This is a genomic window from Escherichia sp. MOD1-EC6098, from assembly GCF_002965865.1.
Taxonomy (GTDB): domain Bacteria; phylum Pseudomonadota; class Gammaproteobacteria; order Enterobacterales; family Enterobacteriaceae; genus Escherichia; species Escherichia marmotae.
This window is the reverse complement of the sequence record NZ_PTSN01000001.1, coordinates 206501-224769: the sequence shown is the minus strand read 5'-3', so window position 1 is coordinate 224769 and position 18269 is coordinate 206501. Positions and strand designations below refer to the sequence as shown.

12 protein-coding genes and 1 pseudogene are annotated in these 18269 nt (G+C 50.4%); 5 read left to right on the top strand and 8 right to left on the bottom strand.

From position 1 onward, the window contains the following. Positions 1 to 6 precede the first annotated feature (6 nt). A complete protein-coding gene (gene yfaU, locus C0K55_RS00955) occupies positions 7 to 810 on the top strand; it encodes a 2-keto-3-deoxy-L-rhamnonate aldolase (RefSeq protein ID WP_001094289.1) in 804 nt (267 codons plus the stop codon). A gap of 40 nt (positions 811 to 850) precedes the next feature. On the opposite strand, the pseudogene C0K55_RS00950 reads toward yfaU, so the two are convergent. The 5 genes and pseudogenes from C0K55_RS00950 to glpA form a co-directional block, all read right to left on the bottom strand. Beyond that, a pseudogene (locus C0K55_RS00950) lies at positions 851 to 1097 on the bottom strand (hypothetical protein); the annotation flags it as partial. Continuing rightward, positions 1098 to 2024, bottom strand: a complete 927-nt coding sequence (locus tag C0K55_RS00945) for an ISNCY family transposase (RefSeq protein ID WP_000140544.1) — start codon at positions 2022 to 2024, stop codon at positions 1098 to 1100. It abuts the pseudogene before it with no gap. A 193-nt stretch (positions 2025 to 2217) separates the two neighbouring features. Next, the gene (gene glpC / locus C0K55_RS00940; RefSeq protein WP_001000345.1) at positions 2218 to 3408 is read right to left on the bottom strand and encodes an anaerobic glycerol-3-phosphate dehydrogenase subunit GlpC; all 1191 of its coding nucleotides are present in this window, start codon (positions 3406 to 3408) and stop codon (positions 2218 to 2220) included. Then, positions 3405 to 4664 (bottom strand): glycerol-3-phosphate dehydrogenase subunit GlpB, encoded by a 1260-nt coding sequence (gene glpB / locus C0K55_RS00935; RefSeq protein ID WP_105266524.1) that lies wholly within the window; start codon positions 4662 to 4664, stop codon positions 3405 to 3407. Before glpB ends, glpC begins: the two co-directional genes overlap by 4 nt. Beyond that, positions 4654 to 6282, bottom strand: coding sequence for an anaerobic glycerol-3-phosphate dehydrogenase subunit A (glpA, locus tag C0K55_RS00930; RefSeq protein ID WP_000857297.1), 1629 nt, complete (start codon positions 6280 to 6282; stop codon positions 4654 to 4656). Before glpA ends, glpB begins: the two co-directional genes overlap by 11 nt. 272 nt (positions 6283 to 6554) lie before the next feature. On the opposite strand from glpA, the gene glpT reads away from it, so the two are divergent. From glpT to inaA, 3 genes are all read left to right on the top strand, one after another. Beyond that, positions 6555 to 7913, top strand: coding sequence for a glycerol-3-phosphate transporter (gene glpT, locus C0K55_RS00925; RefSeq protein ID WP_105266523.1), 1359 nt, complete (start codon positions 6555 to 6557; stop codon positions 7911 to 7913). Positions 7914 to 7917: 4 nt separating this feature from the next. Continuing rightward, positions 7918 to 8994 (top strand): glycerophosphodiester phosphodiesterase, encoded by a 1077-nt coding sequence (gene glpQ / locus C0K55_RS00920; RefSeq protein WP_000779068.1) that lies wholly within the window; start codon positions 7918 to 7920, stop codon positions 8992 to 8994. Positions 8995 to 9235: 241 nt separating this feature from the next. Then, the gene (gene inaA, locus C0K55_RS00915; protein WP_105266522.1) at positions 9236 to 9886 is read left to right on the top strand and encodes a lipopolysaccharide kinase InaA; all 651 of its coding nucleotides are present in this window, start codon (positions 9236 to 9238) and stop codon (positions 9884 to 9886) included. Positions 9887 to 10039: 153 nt separating this feature from the next. Here the strand turns inward: inaA and yfaE are convergent, their stop codons facing one another. The 3 genes from yfaE to nrdA all read right to left on the bottom strand — a co-directional run bounded on the left by yfaE (position 10040) and on the right by nrdA (position 13774). Continuing rightward, a complete protein-coding gene (gene yfaE / locus C0K55_RS00910) occupies positions 10040 to 10294 on the bottom strand; it encodes a ferredoxin-like diferric-tyrosyl radical cofactor maintenance protein YfaE (RefSeq protein WP_000135039.1) in 255 nt (84 codons plus the stop codon). Then, positions 10294 to 11424, bottom strand: coding sequence for a class Ia ribonucleoside-diphosphate reductase subunit beta (nrdB, locus tag C0K55_RS00905; RefSeq protein ID WP_000332038.1), 1131 nt, complete (start codon positions 11422 to 11424; stop codon positions 10294 to 10296). Before nrdB ends, yfaE begins: the two co-directional genes overlap by 1 nt. A 64-nt stretch (positions 11425 to 11488) precedes the next feature. After that, positions 11489 to 13774 (bottom strand): class 1a ribonucleoside-diphosphate reductase subunit alpha, encoded by a 2286-nt coding sequence (gene nrdA, locus C0K55_RS00900; RefSeq protein ID WP_105266521.1) that lies wholly within the window; start codon positions 13772 to 13774, stop codon positions 11489 to 11491. A 689-nt stretch (positions 13775 to 14463) separates the two neighbouring features. Between nrdA and yfaL the strand changes: the two genes are divergently transcribed. Continuing rightward, a complete protein-coding gene (gene yfaL, locus C0K55_RS00890) occupies positions 14464 to 18210 on the top strand; it encodes an AIDA-I family autotransporter adhesin YfaL/EhaC (RefSeq protein WP_105266520.1) in 3747 nt (1248 codons plus the stop codon). The last annotated feature ends 59 nt before the right edge of the window (positions 18211 to 18269 follow it).

Here is an 18269-nt window from a genome sequence, read left to right as displayed (position 1 = left end):
AACATGATGAACACATTATTAATCAATCCATTCAAAGAACGCTTACGCAAGGGTGAAGTACAAATTGGTCTGTGGTTAAGTTCGACAACTTCCTATATGGCAGAAATTGCCGCCACCTCCGGTTATGACTGGTTGCTGATTGATGGTGAACATGCGCCAAATACCATTCAGAACCTTTATCACCAACTTCAGGCGGTAGCGCCCTATGGCAGCCAACCCGTGATCCGCCCAGTGGAGGGGAGTAAGTCGCTGATTAAACAAGTCCTGGATATTGGCGCGCAAACTCTACTGATCCCGATGGTCGACACTGGCGAACAGGCGCGTCAGATAGTGTCTGCAACTCGCTATCCACCGTACGGTGAACGTGGTGTCGGGGCCAGCGTGGCACGGGCAGCACGCTGGGGACGCATTGAGAATTACATGGCGCAAGTCAACGACTCACTTTGTCTGTTGGTGCAGGTGGAAAGTAAAACAGCACTGGATAATCTGGATGAAATCCTCGACGTTGAGGGGGTTGATGGTGTGTTTATTGGGCCAGCGGATCTCTCAGCGTCGTTGGGTTACCCGGATAATGCCGGGCACCCGGAAGTGCAGCGTATTATTGAAACCAGCATCCGACGGATCCGCGCTGCGGGTAAAGCAGCAGGTTTTCTGGCTGTGGCTCCTGATATGGCGCAGCAATGCCTTGCGTGGGGAGCGAACTTTGTCGCCGTTGGCGTCGACACCATGCTCTACAGTGATGCCCTGGATAAGCGACTGGCGATATTTAAATCAGGCAAAAATGAGCCACGCATAAAAGGTAGTTATTGATATCAAAGGCCCATGGGGATTGCTTGTGGGCCTGTGTTAATTAGTGGTTATTCGCTGCCAGATCGGCTTCGCTTAGCTGGGTGGCTGCGAGCAGCCAGGTCACGATCAATACCCTGTTCCAGCATGCGCAAGGCAATTTTAATGGCTTGTTCATGCATGCCTTCTACTTTGCCTTCCTGCAAACCTTCTAATTTACCTTCTTGCAAGCCTTCAATCTTACCCTCCTGCCAGCCAATTTGATGCCCTTCCTGCCGTAGCCGTTCAGCAATAGTCATCAATCTCTTCTTTTAATGACAGTTCGGTGGAATATCAGCATCAGTGAGTTGGGTTGTCGCCAGCACAATCTCACGTTCAAAGCCCTGCTCCAGCATGCGCAAGGCAATTTTAATGGCTTGTTCATGCATGCCTTCCTGCAAACCTTCTAATTTACCTTCCTGCCAGCCAATTTGGTGTCCTTCCTGCCGTAGCCGTTCAGCAATAGTCATCAATCTCTCCTTTTGTAGTGGTGAACGTTCGGCAATTTCCTCAATAAAGCGGGTGAAACGGGAGGTATCGCCGCATTGCAGCAGATAATTAAACAGCGTTTGCACCTGGCTGTCATTAGTGAAGCCCCTAACCAAAAGCGTGGTGATCCTGTCGACCAGACCGATTAAATCGCGCTCGCGAATATGCTTTTGAATCAGTTCCAGCAGAGCTATACGCCGATGTTGCATGATCTCATCGTCAGGTACGATGGTGATATCCACCAACGGAAAAGCTTCGGTGTACAACTGCCGGGCAAGCTGCGGGTCGTCAAATTCATCCAGCCAGTTAAGTGAATATGGGTAGGGTGAGGTTTCGCCGTGATAAAACAGCATTGGCACTACCAGAGGGACTCTGTCATAGCCTTTGTCCAGATGGCGCTGCATGACGGCAGTGGCATAACGCATCAGTCGAAAGGCCATGTTTTTTTCTGCAGTACTCTGATGCTCAATCACGCAGTAGATATAACCTTCGCCGTCGGTGGTTTCTACCGACCACAAAACATCCGAGTAGTAAGCGCGTAAACTTTTTTCAATAAAACTGGTGGGTTCCAGGCGTAAGGTTTGCAGGTTGCAAAGCTTACGTAGCGGTTCCGGCAGGTGTATTTCCAGAAAATCCCGTGCGGTTTCGGGCGAGAACATAAAGGTTTTAAATACCGCATCATGCGGGGAGGATGTTGTTGATTCTGTCATGGTTGTCCGTCACCAGATGTTTATGATGACGCGACATTACGGGTATCCCGGGCCTTTGACATCTGACAGTTTCAGTCTTTGCGAGACGTTTTCAGAGGAATTTTCACGGCGATGCAACGCGTACATTTGGCACGGAATCGCGCCCGCAAAAATGCCCGATAAGCAACATGCTTACCGGGCATCAGAAGGGAGTTTAAGCCAGCGCCTGAGCCAACAGAGTAATCGGATGTTCGCAGCGAAGGCTCGTGGACATCTCAATCTGCCATTTGCAGGTTTCGCAGTCGGTGACGACCAGATCTGCGCCGCTCTCTTCTATCTGACGGAACAGTGGCGCTCCGATGGCTTGTGAGGTGGGGTAGTTCTCTTTTTTGAATCCATAAGTACCAGCAATACCGCAGCACTGAGAATCCAACACTGTCAGTTCAAGCCCAGGGATTTTACGTAATAGTTCCAGGGTGTAGAGCGTCCAGCCCATTTTTTCCATATGGCATGGGGTGTGATAAACCACTTTCAGCGGCAGCGGTTTAAGTGGCAAGGTTTTGCCTTCATCTAACTTGCGCCACAGCCAGCGGGTTGCCAGTTCGATATGATCGCGTAAGCCTTTGTTGTCGACATTCAACACTTCCGGATATTCATCGCGCAGGGCAAACGTACAGGTGGAGGAGGTGGCAATCACCGGAATGCCTTTCGCTCCGACAGCTTCGCGGATCGATTCCACGTTGATAATCGCCTGTTTACGCGCCTTATCGGTAAAACCGTTGGCAATCAGCGGCACACCGCAGCATTTCTCTTTGCTGAGCAGTTGCACGCCCGTTCCCATCGCGTTGAGTACTTTAATTAAATCTTTACCCAGTTGTGGATGGTTGTAATTGACGAAGCAGCCGTGGAAGAACGCCACCTGATCTTTATACTGCGCCTGCTGTGCCGCCACGCTGCGATACCAGCGGCGGAAGGTGCCGAAGGAGTATTTCGGCAGTGTGCGACGGTGGTCGATTTTTAACGCGGCATCAAGCAGTTGTCGCACCGGTTTTAGTGAGGTAGCGGTGTTAACGATAGGCGCGAACGGCGTAGAAAAGCTGCCCATCAGGTCGGTATGACTTAAAACGAAATTGCGCAGCGACGGGCGCGAGGTGTCGTATTTTGCTCGTGCGCGCTGGATGATATCGCCAATCTTCACATCGGATGGACAGGCGACTTCGCAACGTTTGCAGTTAATGCAATATTTCAGCGCCTCGTCATACAGTGCGCCATCTTTCAGACGCAGACGTTCGCCATCTGGTCCCGCCTGTTTTGGCCCCGGATAGCCCGGATTCACCCGGCTCACCGGACAGGCGGTGGTGCAGACGGTGCACTTAATGCAGTTTTCGAAGCTGGTATCGTTCATTCTTGGCCTCCTGCGCGTTGGGCAATCTGTTGAGCAGCATGTAATGCACTGACAGCACAAACGCCGCCGCCGCATCCCTGGGCGATGGGATCAAATCCGCCCAGCACCGAACCAATGGCAAACAGGTTTTCTATCGTTTGACCTGCCAGCGACGGGCGTAGCGCCTCATCAGTGGTCACGCCGAATTGTTGCCACGGTTGCGGAGCGAAAAAGTCACTTCGATACCACTCACCCCGCGTGGCGGTTTGCAGCACATCAAGGCCGAGAATCGGTTCGCGAATACCGTCGCGTTCTGCCACCAGCCCCCCGCTAAAGAAGCTGCCACTGGCAAGCACGGCAAAGCGTGGACGTAGCGGAATATCGGCGTGATTACGGGTCCATATTTCACTGACGACGCCATTTTTGCAGGTCACTTTTTTTACTTCATCGCCCGGCATCCACACACCGCCCTGGCGCACGAACTGATGTTGAAGCTGATTTTGCAGACGAATACCCAGCACGGAAGGCGGCAATGTTGGCAGTAACATTAATGAACAGGGCAGTTGCTCATTCAGCCAGCGCCACAGTTTGTTATCGGTCAGGCCGAAACAGGCGGGCATCAGGATCATTTCACAGGTGTTGGCAACAGGGATAAGCGCATCGATCAACAGTGGCCAGTTTTCTTCGTTATCAAGGAAACGTGCAATATTCACTGCACGAAATTCGGTGGCGTTATTGCGTAAGACATCCAGTTCCGGCAATTCAATTTCAGCAGTTTCGACAGCAAGATTTAATTCACGTAACGAGGCTGCCGCCAGGTGTGCCTGAAAATCCATCAGGCCACTTATTCCCACTACGCATATTTTCTTCGCGGGCAGCGGCCAGACTGGGATTTCTGGTGAGCTTAGCCAGGTTGAGCGTAGCGTGCCGAGAGGAGTAACCCGCTGGTGAGCCAGTTCTACGCTGCCCTGCAATTGCGCACCGCTTTCTGCAATTAACGTCTGCGCCCGGCAAGCGAGGTCGAGCACGCGCTGTGGGCCGAGTTGGCTGTAGGGATGGGAGGGGGCCAGGCGACCCAATGTTTCCAGTCCGTCGTGAATATCTGTCACCGGCTGCCCATCTGGCAGATGGCTTAGTAAATCCAGTGAGCCGGACGAGAAATGCAGCGCGCTCTGACCGCGAGTGACAATCGCACAACGCAGACCGTGTTTTTGTAGTTGCAGGCCGCAGAGTAATCCGGCAAGGCCGCCGCCCATAATGACAGTATCAAATCGCATCTTTCTGCTCCTTCTCCAGACCACACAGTCCCTGATAAACCCAGCGGGTAAATTCGCTTTCGCGCAGCGCATCGCCCCAGGCAATGGGCTGCACACCTTTCCAACGTTCGTTAAGGAAGGTGGACAGTTGCTCGATAGATTGCGTGGACGTGGTGACGTTAAAGCGTTGCAGCAGTCCGGCGGCGCGGCAGGCGCAGAGTTCGCCCTGACAGGTCCCCATCCCCACACGGGTGCGACGGCGTAAGTCCAGCAGGCTGTTGACGTTTAAATTTTCTACCGCGTATTGCACTTCGCCTGCAGTGACAGCTTCGCATTCGCACACCAGGCTCCGGTGCAAGCGGCCTTCACTTAACCAGGCTGGCGTGCGATCACCGTGACGATAAACCGCAGAACCGCGAAGTGGTGCAGGGAGGGAAATGATTTTTTGCAGTGTCACTTCAGCCGGTTCTTGTGAACCCGGTAGTGCCAGGTCGGCGGTTGTGCAGGGGCGCGAGTTGCCCAGTTTGCGGCAGACGGCATCTGTGGCCCATTCCGCCATCAGACGGTAGGTCATCAGTTTGCCGCCGGTAATGGTGATAAATCCGTCCAGGCCATCGCGTTCGGCGTGATCGAGCAGCACGATGCCGCGACTGACATTACGCCCGCTCGGATCGTCATCGCTGGCAACCAGTGGGCGCACACCAGAGTAGGCACGCAGAATGCGCGTTTTCGCCATCACCGGAGCCAGTTTTTCCCCTTCACGCAGCAGGATATCCACCTCTTCTGCCGTCACCCGATTATCGTCAATTTCGTCATAATCAATGCGTAAAGAGGTGGTGCCAATCAGTGAAATGGTATCGCCGGGCACCAGAATATCAGCGTCAGAAGGTTTACGGCAGCGATTGATCACGTGCTGATTAATGCGGTGATCCATGATCAGCAGCGATCCTTTGGCCGGGAACATGCGAATACGCAGATCGGCATACTCGGCAATATGTTGCCCCCAGATCCCGGCAGCATTCACCACCACTGGTGCATGGAGCGCCTGGGTTTCGCCTGTAAGATGATTACGCACGCGAACGCCACACACCGTCGCGCCTTCACGAAGCAGGCCAGTGACTTCGTGGGCGGTGAGGATAACCGCACCGTGTTCTTTTGCATCGAGCATGTTCGCAGCGGTCAGGCGGAATGGGTCCACGGTGCCATCCGGGACTTTTACCGCGCCAATCAATGCCGGGTTAACGGAAGGTTCGATAATGCGTGCTTGCTGCGGATCAATGGCTTCCGCGCTGATCCCCGCCTCCTGACAAGCGCGAATAAACGTAGCCTGGAAAGAGAGGTCATCTTCCGGCAGGGTGATAAACAGGCCGTTGGTCGGTTCGACACAGTGACGCGCGATGCGTTTTAAAATCTGGTTCTCACTAATGCATTCGCGGGCGGATTCCGCATCTGTTACTGCATAACGTGCGCCGCTGTGCAGCAGACCGTGGTTACGCCCGGTCGCGCCTGTTGCGATATCGTGTCGCTCAACCAAAATCACGCGCAGCCCGCGCAGGGCACAGTCGCGGGCAATCCCGGCTCCCGTTGCGCCGCCGCCAATGATAATCACGTCACTTGTTTGCGAGTCGCGAGTTTTCATTGTTATCCCTCTGAAGTTCGTTTTTTACCATTTAGCCATAGTAAAAACATGAATTGTTTGATTTCGCGCATATTCGCTCATAATTCGAAAGTGAAACGTGATTTCATGCGTCTTTCGGAACATTTTGACAATCTTATTTAATAATGTGTGCGGTAATTCACATTCATAAAATGAATGATTAATTAACATCGCGGCCACTCAAGAAACGGCAGGTTCTTCTATTGAATCAGTCTGTTAATCATAAATAAGACCACGGGCCACGGAGGCTATAAATGTTGAGTATTTTTAAACCAGCGCCACACAAGGCGCGCCTACCTGCTGCGGAGATCGATCCGACTTATCGTCGATTGCGCTGGCAAATTTTCCTGGGGATATTCTTTGGTTATGCCGCTTACTATCTGGTTCGTAAGAACTTTGCTCTCGCTATGCCCTATCTGGTGGAGCAGGGATTCTCTCGTGGGGATTTAGGTTTTGCCCTTTCCGGTATCTCCATTGCTTACGGATTTTCGAAATTCATCATGGGGTCAGTTTCGGATCGCTCGAATCCGCGCGTTTTCCTGCCAGCAGGTTTGATTCTTGCGGCGGCAGTGATGCTGTTTATGGGCTTTGTGCCGTGGGCGACTTCCAGCATTGCGGTGATGTTTGTTCTTCTGTTCCTCTGCGGTTGGTTCCAGGGAATGGGATGGCCGCCGTGTGGTCGTACTATGGTGCACTGGTGGTCGCAGAAAGAGCGTGGCAGCATTGTGTCAGTATGGAACTGTGCGCATAACGTCGGTGGTGGTATTCCGCCGCTGCTGTTCCTGCTGGGTATGGCCTGGTTTAATGACTGGCACGCGGCGCTCTATATGCCTGCTTTCTGTGCCATTCTGGTGGCGCTTTTCGCTTTTGCCATGATGCGCGATACCCCACAATCCTGTGGTTTGCCGCCGATCGAAGAGTACAAAAATGATTATCCGGACGACTATAACGAAAAAGCGGAACAGGAACTGACTGCGAAGCAGATTTTCATGCAGTACGTACTGCCGAACAAGCTGCTGTGGTACATCGCTATTGCCAACGTATTCGTTTATCTGCTGCGCTACGGCATCCTCGACTGGTCGCCAACCTACCTGAAAGAGGTGAAGCATTTCGCGCTGGATAAATCTTCCTGGGCCTACTTCCTTTATGAGTACGCGGGCATTCCGGGCACTCTGCTGTGTGGCTGGATGTCGGATAAAGTCTTCCGCGGTAACCGTGGGGCAACTGGCGTCTTCTTTATGACTCTGGTGACCATCGTTACTATTGTTTACTGGATGAACCCGGCAGGTAATCCGACTGTTGATATGGTTTGCATGATTGTCATTGGCTTCCTGATCTACGGTCCTGTCATGCTGATAGGTCTGCACGCGCTGGAACTGGCACCGAAAAAAGCAGCAGGTACGGCGGCGGGCTTTACCGGGCTGTTTGGTTATCTTGGCGGTTCTGTGGCGGCAAGCGCAATTGTCGGTTACACCGTTGACTACTTCGGCTGGGATGGCGGCTTCATGGTGATGATTGGCGGCAGCATTCTGGCAGTTATCTTGTTAATTGTCGTGATGATTGGCGAAAAACGTCGCCATCAGGAATTACAGCAAAAACGCAACGGAGGCTAATGGCATGAAACTGACACTTAAAAACCTTAGCATGGCGATCATGATGAGTGGAATGATCATGGGAAGCAGTGCAATGGCGGCAGACAACAGCGAGAAAATTGTAATAGCCCATCGCGGCGCAAGTGGTTATTTGCCGGAGCATACGCTACCCGCAAAAGCGATGGCGTATGCGCAAGGGGCTGATTATCTGGAGCAGGATTTAGTGATGACCAAAGACGACCATCTGGTCGTCCTGCATGACCACTATCTTGACCGCGTTACTGATGTGGCCGAGCGTTTTCCGGAGCGGGCGCGTAAAGATGGCCGTTACTACGCGATAGATTTTACGCTGGATGAAATTAAGTCTTTAAAATTCACTGAAGGCTTTGATATTGAAAATGGCAAAAAAGTGCAGACTTTCCCCGGACGCTTCCCGATGGGGAAATCTGACTTTCGTGTGCACACTTTCGAAGAAGAGATTGAATTTGTTCAGGGGTTAAACCACTCGACGGGGAAAAATATCGGCATCTATCCAGAAATTAAAGCGCCGTGGTTTCATCATCAGGAAGGGAAAGATATTGCGGCTAAAACCCTGGAAGTGCTGAAAAAATACGGTTACACCGGTAAAGATGACAAAGTTTATTTGCAATGCTTTGATGCTGATGAGCTGAAACGCATTAAAAATGAGCTGGAACCGAAAATGGGCATGGATCTTAATCTGGTTCAACTGATTGCCTATACTGACTGGAATGAAACCCAGCAGAAACAACCAGATGGAACCTGGGTTAATTACAGTTACGACTGGATGTTTAAGCCGGGTGCCATGAAGCAGGTAGCGGAGTATGCTGACGGCATTGGCCCGGATTACCATATGGTGATTGATGAGACATCGCAGCCGGGCAATATTAAACTTACCGGAATGGTGAAAGACGCGCAGCAGAATAAGTTGGTTGTGCATCCTTATACCGTGCGGTCGGATAAGCTGCCAGAATATACGACCGATGTGAATCAACTGTATGACGCTCTGTATAACAAAGCGGGTGTTAATGGACTGTTTACGGACTTCCCGGATAAAGCAGTAAAATTCCTCAATAAAGAGTAACTTCAGTCTCGGATGGCACTTACGTGCCATCCGCTATTTCCCTTCATTCAAAATCCCATTCACGTCAGAGTGAAATTAATTCTTCAATAAAGTCAGTTAGTTATCTTTTCTTGCTGTTCTTTAGCGTGAGATGACGAGTTCCCGACAAATGAAATCCCTTAAGAAACACTTTTTATTAAGTTTTTCTTAAGGTGAACACCTATAGTCATTGTCGTTAACAATAAAAACAAGGCGACAGGGTATGGCAGTTTCAGCAAAAATCGACGAATTCAATCATTGGTGGGCTACAGAAGGTGACTGGGTTGAGAAACCGAATTACCGCCGCAACGGCATGAGCGGGGTGCAATGCGTCGAGCACAACGGCAAAAAGCTGTATGTAAAGCGCATGACTCGGCACCTGTTTCATTCTATCCGCTATCCGTTTGGTCGCCCGACGATTGTGCGCGAGGTTGCGGTGATAAAAGATCTGGAACGCGCTGGCGTGATTGTGCCGAAAATCGTTTTTGGAGAAGCGGTGAAAATTGATGGCGAATGGCGTGCGTTACTGGTGACTGAAGATATGGCGGGTTTTGTCAGTATTGCTGACTGGTATGCACAGCATGCAGTAACGCCCTATCCCAACGATGTACGGCAAGCAATGTTGGAAGCAGTGGCGCTGGCATTTAAAAAGATGCATAGCGTTAATCGTCAACACGGCTGCTGCTACGTTCGCCATATCTATGTGAAAACAGAAGGTAAGCCAGAAGCCGGTTTTCTTGATCTGGAGAAAAGTCGCCGTCGTCTGCGTCGCCATAAAGCGATTAATCATGACTTCCGGCAACTGGAGAAATATTTGGAGCCGATCCCTAAAGCGGACTGGGAACAGGTGAAAGCGTATTACTACGCCATGTAATCGTTGTAGGCCAGATAAGACGCATCAGCGTCGCATCTGGCAACTATTCGCGCATGCCATGTTGGATGCGGCGTAAACGCCTTATCCAACCTACAAAAAGCCGTTGTAAGCCAGATAAGACGCGTCAGCGTCGCATCTGGCACTAGTACTCGATCACAACTCGATTTCAATATCGCCTTTTGCCCGGCAACAACAGGGCAAAATTTCCCCTGGCTGAATAAAGGCTAACGGTTCGGCAATCCAGTCCACCTGGCCTGCAACAAGACGCGTGCGACAGGAGCCGCAGTAGCCTTCGCGACACTGATATTCAACCGCCACGTTGTGGGATTCCAGCGCTGCCAGAAGGGAAGGGTGTTCATCCTGGCACAGCAGTTGTGTGCCAGTGATGCGCAGGGTAACGCGAGCCATCAGAGTTGGAAGTTACTCAAATCGTCGGTGTCCACTTCCGAATCAATCTGTCCGACCAGATAAGAACTGACTTCCACTTCCTGCGGAGCAACCTGCACATTATCAGACACCAGCCAGGTGTTGATCCACGGGATCGGGTTGGAGCGTGTCTGGAACGGCAGATCCAAACCGACAGCCTGCATACGGATATTGGTGATGTATTCAACGTACTGGCAGAGAATGTCTTTGTTCAGACCAATCATTGAACCGTCACGGAACAGATAATCCGCCCAGTCTTTCTCCTGTTGCGCCGCCTGGACAAACAGGTCATAGCACTCTTGTTTGCACTCTTCGGCAATTTCCGCCATTTCCGGATCGTCTGCACCGCTGCGCAGCAGATTCAGCATATGCTGAGTGCCGGTCAGGTGTAGTGCTTCGTCACGGGCAATCAGGCGAATAATCTTGGCATTACCTTCCATCAGCTCACGTTCAGCGAAAGCGAAGGAACAAGCGAAGCTGACGTAGAAGCGAATTGCTTCCAGCGCATTAACGCTCATCAGGCACAGATAGAGTTTTTTCTTCAACTCGCGCAGGCTGACAGTTACGGTTTTACCGTTAACGGTGTGGGTGCCTTCGCCCAGCAGGTGCCAGTAACTGGTCATTTCGATCAGTTCGTCGTAGTAAGCCGAAATCCCTTCTGCGCGTTTCTGGATCTGCTCGTTGGTGACAATATCGTCAAACACAACCGACGGATCGTTAACAATATTACGAATAATGTGCGTGTAGGAACGGGAGTGAATAGTTTCCGAAAACGCCCAGGTTTCTACCCAGGTTTCCAGTTCTGGAATCGAAATCAGCGGCAGAAGTGCCACGTTCGGACTACGACCCTGAATGGAATCCAAAAGCGTCTGGTACTTCAGGTTGCTGATAAAGATGTGCTTTTCGTGCTCTGGCAGCGCCTGATAATCGATACGGTCGCGGGAGACATCAACTTCTTCCGGACGCCAGAAGAAAGAGAGCTGCTTTTCGATCAACTTTTCGAAGATTTCATATTTTTGTTGATCGTAGCGAGCCACGTTGACCGGCTGACCAAAGAACATCGGTTCTTTGAGCTGATCATTCTTCGTCTGTGAAAATGTGGTATATGCCATGAATATGTCCTGTTGGGAGTTTAATGCCGGATAAGGCGTTCACACCGCATCCGGCATCACAATATCAGATCTTACATGCACCGCTTTCGCAGCCATCGTCCTGGATTGACGGCACCAGATCGTCCTGCGCGTCTTCTGCGCCATCACGGGTGTTCTGATAATACAGCGTTTTGACCCCGAATTTGTAGGCGGTGAGCAGGTCTTTCAGCAACTGCTGCATCGGCACTTTTCCTGACGGGAAGCGCGATGGATCGTAGTTGGTGTTAGCAGAGATCGACTGGTCGATGAATTTCTGCATGATACCCACCAGTTGCAAATAACCATCATTACCCGGCATTTCCCACAGCAGCTCATAGGCGTCGTGCAGGTGTTCATAGTCTGGCACCACCTGGCGCAGAATCCCGTCTTTCGACGCTTTAATGCTGACGTAACCACGTGGCGGCTCAATACCGTTGGTGGCGTTAGAAATCTGCGAAGAGGTTTCTGACGGCATCAGCGCTGAAAGCGTGGAGTTACGCAGGCCGTGGGTTTTGATCGACTCACGCAATGCTTCCCAGTCGTAATGCAGCGGCTCATTGGCGATAACATCCAGATCTTTCTTGTAGGTATCGATCGGCAGGATCCCTTTTGCGTAGGTGGTTTCGTTAAACCACGGGCACGCGCCTTGCTCTTTTGCCAGTTCGTTAGACGCTTTCAGCAGATAATACTGGATCGCTTCAAAGGTTTGGTGCGTCAGGTTGTTGGCGCTGCCGTCGGAGTAACGTTTACCGTGCTTCGCCAGATAGTAAGCGAAGTTGATCACGCCAATACCCAGCGTACGACGCCCCATTGCCCCGCGTTTTGCCGCCGGGATTGGGTAATCCTGATAATCCAGTAGCGCATCAAGCGCACGTACCGCCAGAATCGCCAGTTCTTCAAGTTCATCCAGGCTGTTAATTGCGCCCAGGTTGAAAGCAGACAGCGTACACAGCGCGATTTCACCGTTTTCGTCGTTGACGTCATTCAGCGGTTTGGTCGGCAGGGCGATTTCCAGGCACAGGTTAGACTGGCGCACTGGCGCAATAGCCGGATCAAATGGGCTGTGGGTGTTGCAGTGGTCAACGTTCTGAATATAGATACGACCGGTAGACGCGCGTTCCTGCATCATTAGCGAGAATAGCTCAACCGCTTTCACGCGCTGTTTACGGATGCTGTCGTCTTTCTCATACTTGGTGTACAGGCGCTCAAATTCTTCCTGATCGGCAAAGAACGCGTCGTATAACCCCGGAACATCGGATGGACTGAACAGGGTAATATCTTCACCTTTCAGCAGACGGGTATACATCAGCTTGTTGATTTGTACACCGTAGTCCATATGGCGCACGCGGTTGCCTTCAACCCCACGGTTGTTTTTCAGCACCAGCAGGCTTTCAACTTCCAGATGCCATATTGGGTAGAACAACGTAGCTGCACCACCGCGTACACCGCCCTGGGAGCAGGACTTCACTGCGGTCTGGAAATGTTTATAGAACGGGATACAACCCGTGTGAAACGCTTCGCCGCCGCGAATCGGGCTACCCAGTGCACGAATGCGACCGGCGTTGATGCCAATACCTGCACGCTGGGAAACGTATTTCACGATTGCGCTGGAGGTGGCATTGATGGAATCCAGGCTGTCGCCGCACTCGATCAGTACGCAGGAGCTGAACTGGCGAGTCGGGGTACGCACGCCGGACATGATTGGCGTCGGCAACGAAATCTTAAACGTGGAAACCGCATCGTAAAAACGCTTCACGTATTGCAGACGCGTTTCACGCGGGTAATTCGAGAACAGGCACGCAGCAACCAGAATATAGAGGAACTGGGCGCTCTCGTAGATTTCTCCGGTCACGCGGTTTTGTACCAGATATTTGCCTTCAAGCTGTTTAACAGCAGCGTAAGAGAAGGTCATATCACGGTCGTGATCGATAAACGTGTCCATCTGCTTGAACTCTTCTTCCGTGTAGTCTTCCAGCAGATGATTATCGTATTTGCCCATTTCAACCATTTTTACCACGTGATCGTACAGCGCTGGCGGCTCAAACTGGCCGTAGGCTTTTTTACGCAGGTGGAAGATCGCCAGACGCGCGGCGAGATACTGATAATCCGGTGCTTCACGGGAGATCAGGTCAGCGGCAGCCTTGATAATGGTTTCGTGGATGTCGGAGGTCTTGATGCCGTCATAAAACTGAATGTGGGAGCGCAGCTCGACCTGGGAAATCGAAACGTTATGCAGCCCTTCTGCCGCCCAGTCCAGAACGCGATGGATTTTATCGAGATTGATGCGCTCTGTGCTACCGTCGCGCTTTGTCACCAGCAGATTCTGATTCATGTATGTCGTACCTGTTTTTGGAATACTTTCCGCAATAGCATCGCTTTGACTACCTGTAGTAAGGAAAGTCGCAATGAACACTATATATAGGGGGTATGTTTGGGATTCACTGCAAGATAGTGTGAAAATGGCCCTCTTGCAAGTGCATAACTTTGTGGATAAGTCGCAACGGGAAAAGTGGCTTCCACGCACCTTAGGTCAGACAAGGTGTCCGGGAAAGTCAATGGGAAGAGAAAAAATTGTTAAAAATAACCGTTCGGTGATTTCTTGAACGTTCAATTTGAGATAATTATTGATCCAGATTATTTATTGCGCTTATGTCAGGAGTGGCGAAAATTGATACCAGCACAAATTCATATCACGTTGTGACTTAATGTTATGTTTATGATGTGAGCGAATGTAAATGGTTGTGGTTCACGGAAGCGGTATTTTTTAATCAGCAGATGTGAAATAAAAATTTGCGATGTTGATTATTCCAGGTAAACAAGAAACGAATTAATCAGTTTGATGTGTTTTAATTATTGTTATTTCATAATTTAGTGAATATCAAAAAGAATAATTAATCTCTTTCAGAAGATAATGTTTTTAGTATATAGGTTTTAAATTCTTCTTGCTTACAATTAGTCATTATCTACAATCGTAATATGTCTTTTAATGATGGCGTGTTATTTCTCACAGGCTGTCAGATTATGAATAAAAAATGGATTGTTTTTATCAGGAAAGAATATCTCTTAATTTTTCTGGCTGTCGTTGCATGTGCGTTTACACGAGCGAATGCAGCGTCGCAGATTATGCCTTCATGTCAGGGTGTTAACGTTATAGCCAGTTGCCGGGCCAGTCGCCAGAGCCTTTCAGGTAGTACACAGGTCTGGAATGTTGCTGACGGGCAATGGCTTATTTTTTCTTCTATGAAAAATGATACCAGTGGAGGTGCGGTATTTTTACAACAAGGTGCCAATTTCACATTGTCAGCACAAGACGGAACAGGGATGACGCTGTTTGAAAATAATACCGTGAGTGGTGAGTATAATAATGGCGGGGCTATCTTTGCGAAAGAAAATTCAACGCTGAATCTTACTCAGGTTATTTTTGACAGCAATGTGGCAGGGGGGTATGGGGGGGCGATCTATTCCGCGGGAACAAATGACGCTGGTGATATTGATCTTAGCGTCACCAATGCTGTATTTACAGATAATATTGCTAACGATGGCAAAGGTGGCGCAATATATTCAATTAATAATAATGTCTACTTAAATAACACGGTTTTTAATAATAATCAGGCATATACATCAACGAGTTACAGTGATGGCGATGGTGGAGCTATCGATATTACCGATAATAATAACGATAAAACACATCCATCAGGCTTTACAGTCATTAATAATACTTCATTTATAAATAACACTGCCGAAGGTTATGGTGGTGCAATTTATACCAGCAACGCAATTTCTCCTTATCTTATTGATATCGCTGTTGATGACAGTTATAGCCAGAACGAGGGCGTATTATTAGATGTGAATAACAGTGCATCTGCTTACGGTGAAGAGGCTTCGGCAGCGGCAGGAGGCTTTCTGTATATGGAGTCAAGTGAGATCCGTTTTGATATTGCGGCTGGTAAAACTTTGATCATTGGCAGTACGAAAAATGATGGGGCTATCGATTCCATTGCGGGGACGGGCTTTATTACCAAAGCCGGAGCGGGCGAACTGGTGCTTAACGCCGATAACAATGATTTTACCGGTGAGATGAGAATTAAAAACGGTGAAGTCATGTTGGGGCGGAATAATTCGCTGATGAATGTTGGTGACAATCAGTGCCAAAACAATCCGCAAAATTGCTATGGTCTGAGCGTTGGCAGTATCGGACAGACAGATAATCAGGCTGAGCTTAACGTTGGAACGACTCAGCAAACATTTGTACATTCGTTAACGGGTTTTCAGAATGGCACTTTAAATATTGACGCCGGTGGTAATGTTACTGTCAACCAGGGCGGTTTTGCCGGGACTGTTCAGGGGGATGGGCAACTGACTATTGCTGAAAACGGTAGTTATGTCCTGACGGGAGCGCAGTCGATGGCACTGACCGGCGATATTGTGGTGGAAGACGGGGCGATTCTCTCCTTAACCGGTAATGCTGATGACCTGGCGGCGATGCAGAACGATCCACAGTCAATCGTGCTAAACAATGGTGTGCTGGATCTTTCCGATTTTACTACCTGGCAGAGTGGTACGGCAGAAAACGATGGTCTGGAAATTAGCGGCAGTGGCGGCACGGTGATTGGCAGTCAGGACGTTGCCGATCTCTATGGCGGCGACGATCTGCATATTGGCGATGACGGGAAAAAAGGTGTCTATGTGGTGGTGGATGCAGGTGATAGACAGGTAAGCCTGGCGAATGACAATCCATATCTGGGCACTACGCAAATCGCTTCGGGAACGCTGATCGTTAGCGATAATTCACAGCTTGGCGATACGGATTACAACCGTCAGGTCATTTTTACCGATAACCAGCAAAATAGTGTAATGGAGATAACTGCAGATGTTGACACATGCTCAGCGACGGCGGGGCATGGGCGTAATATCGAAATGCGCGCTGATGGTGAAGTCGCAGTTGATGCGGGGGTCTACACGCAATGGGGGGCGTTGATGGCCGACAGTAGTGGGCAGGATCAGGATGCTGGCAGCACACTAACGAAAACAGGCGCAGGCACCCTGGAACTGACCGCCAGTGGTACGGCGCAGTCGGCGGTGCGAGTGGAGGAAGGCACGCTGAAAGGTGATGTTGCGGATATCTTTCCTTATGTTTCGTCGTTGTGGGTCGGTGATGGAGCTACGTTCGAGACTGGTGCGGATCAGGATATTCAGTCTATTGATGCGACTTCCAGCGGCACTATCGATATCAGCGATGGCACCGTCTTACGTTTAACCGGACAGGAGACTTCCGCCGCGTTGGATGCCTCATTGTTTATCGGTGGCGGTACTCTGGTCAATGTCTCCGATGGTACGGTGTTGACCGGTGAGCTTAATACCAATCTTGAAACTGACAGCCTGACTTACCTTTCAGACGTGACGGTCAATGGTGATCTGACCAATACTTCCGGTGAGGTGAGTCTGCAAAATGGTGCTGCTGGCGACACACTGACGGTGAATGGCGATTACAATGGCGGCGGTACGTTGCTGCTCGATAGTGAATTAGACGGCAATGATTCTGTAAGCGATCTGCTGGTACTTAACGGCAATACCTCCGGTAACACCACGGTAGTGATTAACCCGATTACTGGCATTGGCGAGCCGACATCCACAGGTATTAAAGTGGTTGATTTCAATGCCGATCCCACACAATTTCAGAACAATGCGCAGTTTAGTCTGGCGGGCAGCGGCTACGTCAATATGGGCGCTTACGACTATATGTTGGTGGAAGATAACAGCGACTGGTATTTGCGTTCGCAAAAAGAGACTCCGACGCCGCTACCTGAGCCGGAACCGACTCCCGATCCCACGCCTGATCCTGCACCAACCCCGATGCCTGCTTACCAGCCTGTGTTGAATGCGAAAACCGGGGGATATCTTAATAACCTGCGAGCGGTAAACCAGGCATTTGTGATGGAGAGACGCGACCATGCCGGTGGCAACAGTCAATCGCTACATTTACGCATTTTGGGTGGGCACGAGCATTACACTGCCGTGGGGCAAATGGCCCTGCACGAAGACACTTCTACGATACAGCTTAGTGGCAACCTGTTAAGTGAAAACTGGGGGGATGATGGCGAATGGACACTGGCGGGCGTTGGAAGCTACAGCAATAACCAGGGATATAGTCGCTCGAATATCACCTCAACCCGTGCCGATAACCAGAACCGCGGTTATGCCGTTGGTCTGACATCAAGCTGGTTTCAGCATGGCAGTCAAAAGCAGGGGGCATGGCTTGATAGCTGGCTGCAATATGCCTGGTTTAATAACGATGTCAGCGAGCAAGGCGATGGTGTGGACCATTATCGTTCATCAGGGATCGTTGCGTCGCTGGAGGCGGGGTATCAGTGGTTACCGATGCGCGGCGTATTAATTGAACCGCAAGCGCAGGTTGTCTATCAGGGCGTGAAGCAAAATGATTTCACCGCCGCTAACCGTGCTCGGGTGTCCCAATCGCAGGGTGATGATATTCAGATGCGGTTGGGATTACACAGCGAATGGCATACCGTCGTTCATGTCACGCCAACGTTGGATCTGAATTATTATCACGATCCTCATTCGGCAGAAATTGAAGAAGATGGCAGCAATATTAGCGATGATGTGGCGAAGCAGCGTGGTGAAATAAAAGTGGGGATAACAGGCAATATTAGCCAGCGAGTTTCCCTGCGCGGCAGCGTGGCGTGGCAGAAGGGAAGTGATGATTTTGCCCAGACGGCAGGATTTTTGTCGATGACGGTGAAATGGTAATTACTGCCCGCCCGGCATCGTTGCCGGATGCGGCGTAAATGCTTTATCCGGCCTACTGG

Excerpts from the sequence above, each read along its gene's own strand:
- yfaU (WP_001094289.1), top strand. The coding sequence starts at position 7 with ATGAACACATTATTAATCAATCCATTCAAAGAACGCTTACGCAAGGGT.
- C0K55_RS00945 (WP_000140544.1), bottom strand. The coding sequence starts at position 2,024 with ATGACAGAATCAACAACATCCTCCCCGCATGATGCGGTATTTAAAACC.
- glpC (WP_001000345.1), bottom strand. The coding sequence starts at position 3,408 with ATGAACGATACCAGCTTCGAAAACTGCATTAAGTGCACCGTCTGCACC.
- glpB (WP_105266524.1), bottom strand. The coding sequence starts at position 4,664 with ATGCGATTTGATACTGTCATTATGGGCGGCGGCCTTGCCGGATTACTC.
- glpA (WP_000857297.1), bottom strand. The coding sequence starts at position 6,282 with ATGAAAACTCGCGACTCGCAAACAAGTGACGTGATTATCATTGGCGGC.
- glpT (WP_105266523.1), top strand. The coding sequence starts at position 6,555 with ATGTTGAGTATTTTTAAACCAGCGCCACACAAGGCGCGCCTACCTGCT.
- glpQ (WP_000779068.1), top strand. The coding sequence starts at position 7,918 with ATGAAACTGACACTTAAAAACCTTAGCATGGCGATCATGATGAGTGGA.
- inaA (WP_105266522.1), top strand. The coding sequence starts at position 9,236 with ATGGCAGTTTCAGCAAAAATCGACGAATTCAATCATTGGTGGGCTACA.
- yfaE (WP_000135039.1), bottom strand. The coding sequence starts at position 10,294 with ATGGCTCGCGTTACCCTGCGCATCACTGGCACACAACTGCTGTGCCAG.
- nrdB (WP_000332038.1), bottom strand. The coding sequence starts at position 11,424 with ATGGCATATACCACATTTTCACAGACGAAGAATGATCAGCTCAAAGAA.
- nrdA (WP_105266521.1), bottom strand. The coding sequence starts at position 13,774 with ATGAATCAGAATCTGCTGGTGACAAAGCGCGACGGTAGCACAGAGCGC.
- yfaL (WP_105266520.1), top strand. The coding sequence starts at position 14,464 with ATGAATAAAAAATGGATTGTTTTTATCAGGAAAGAATATCTCTTAATT.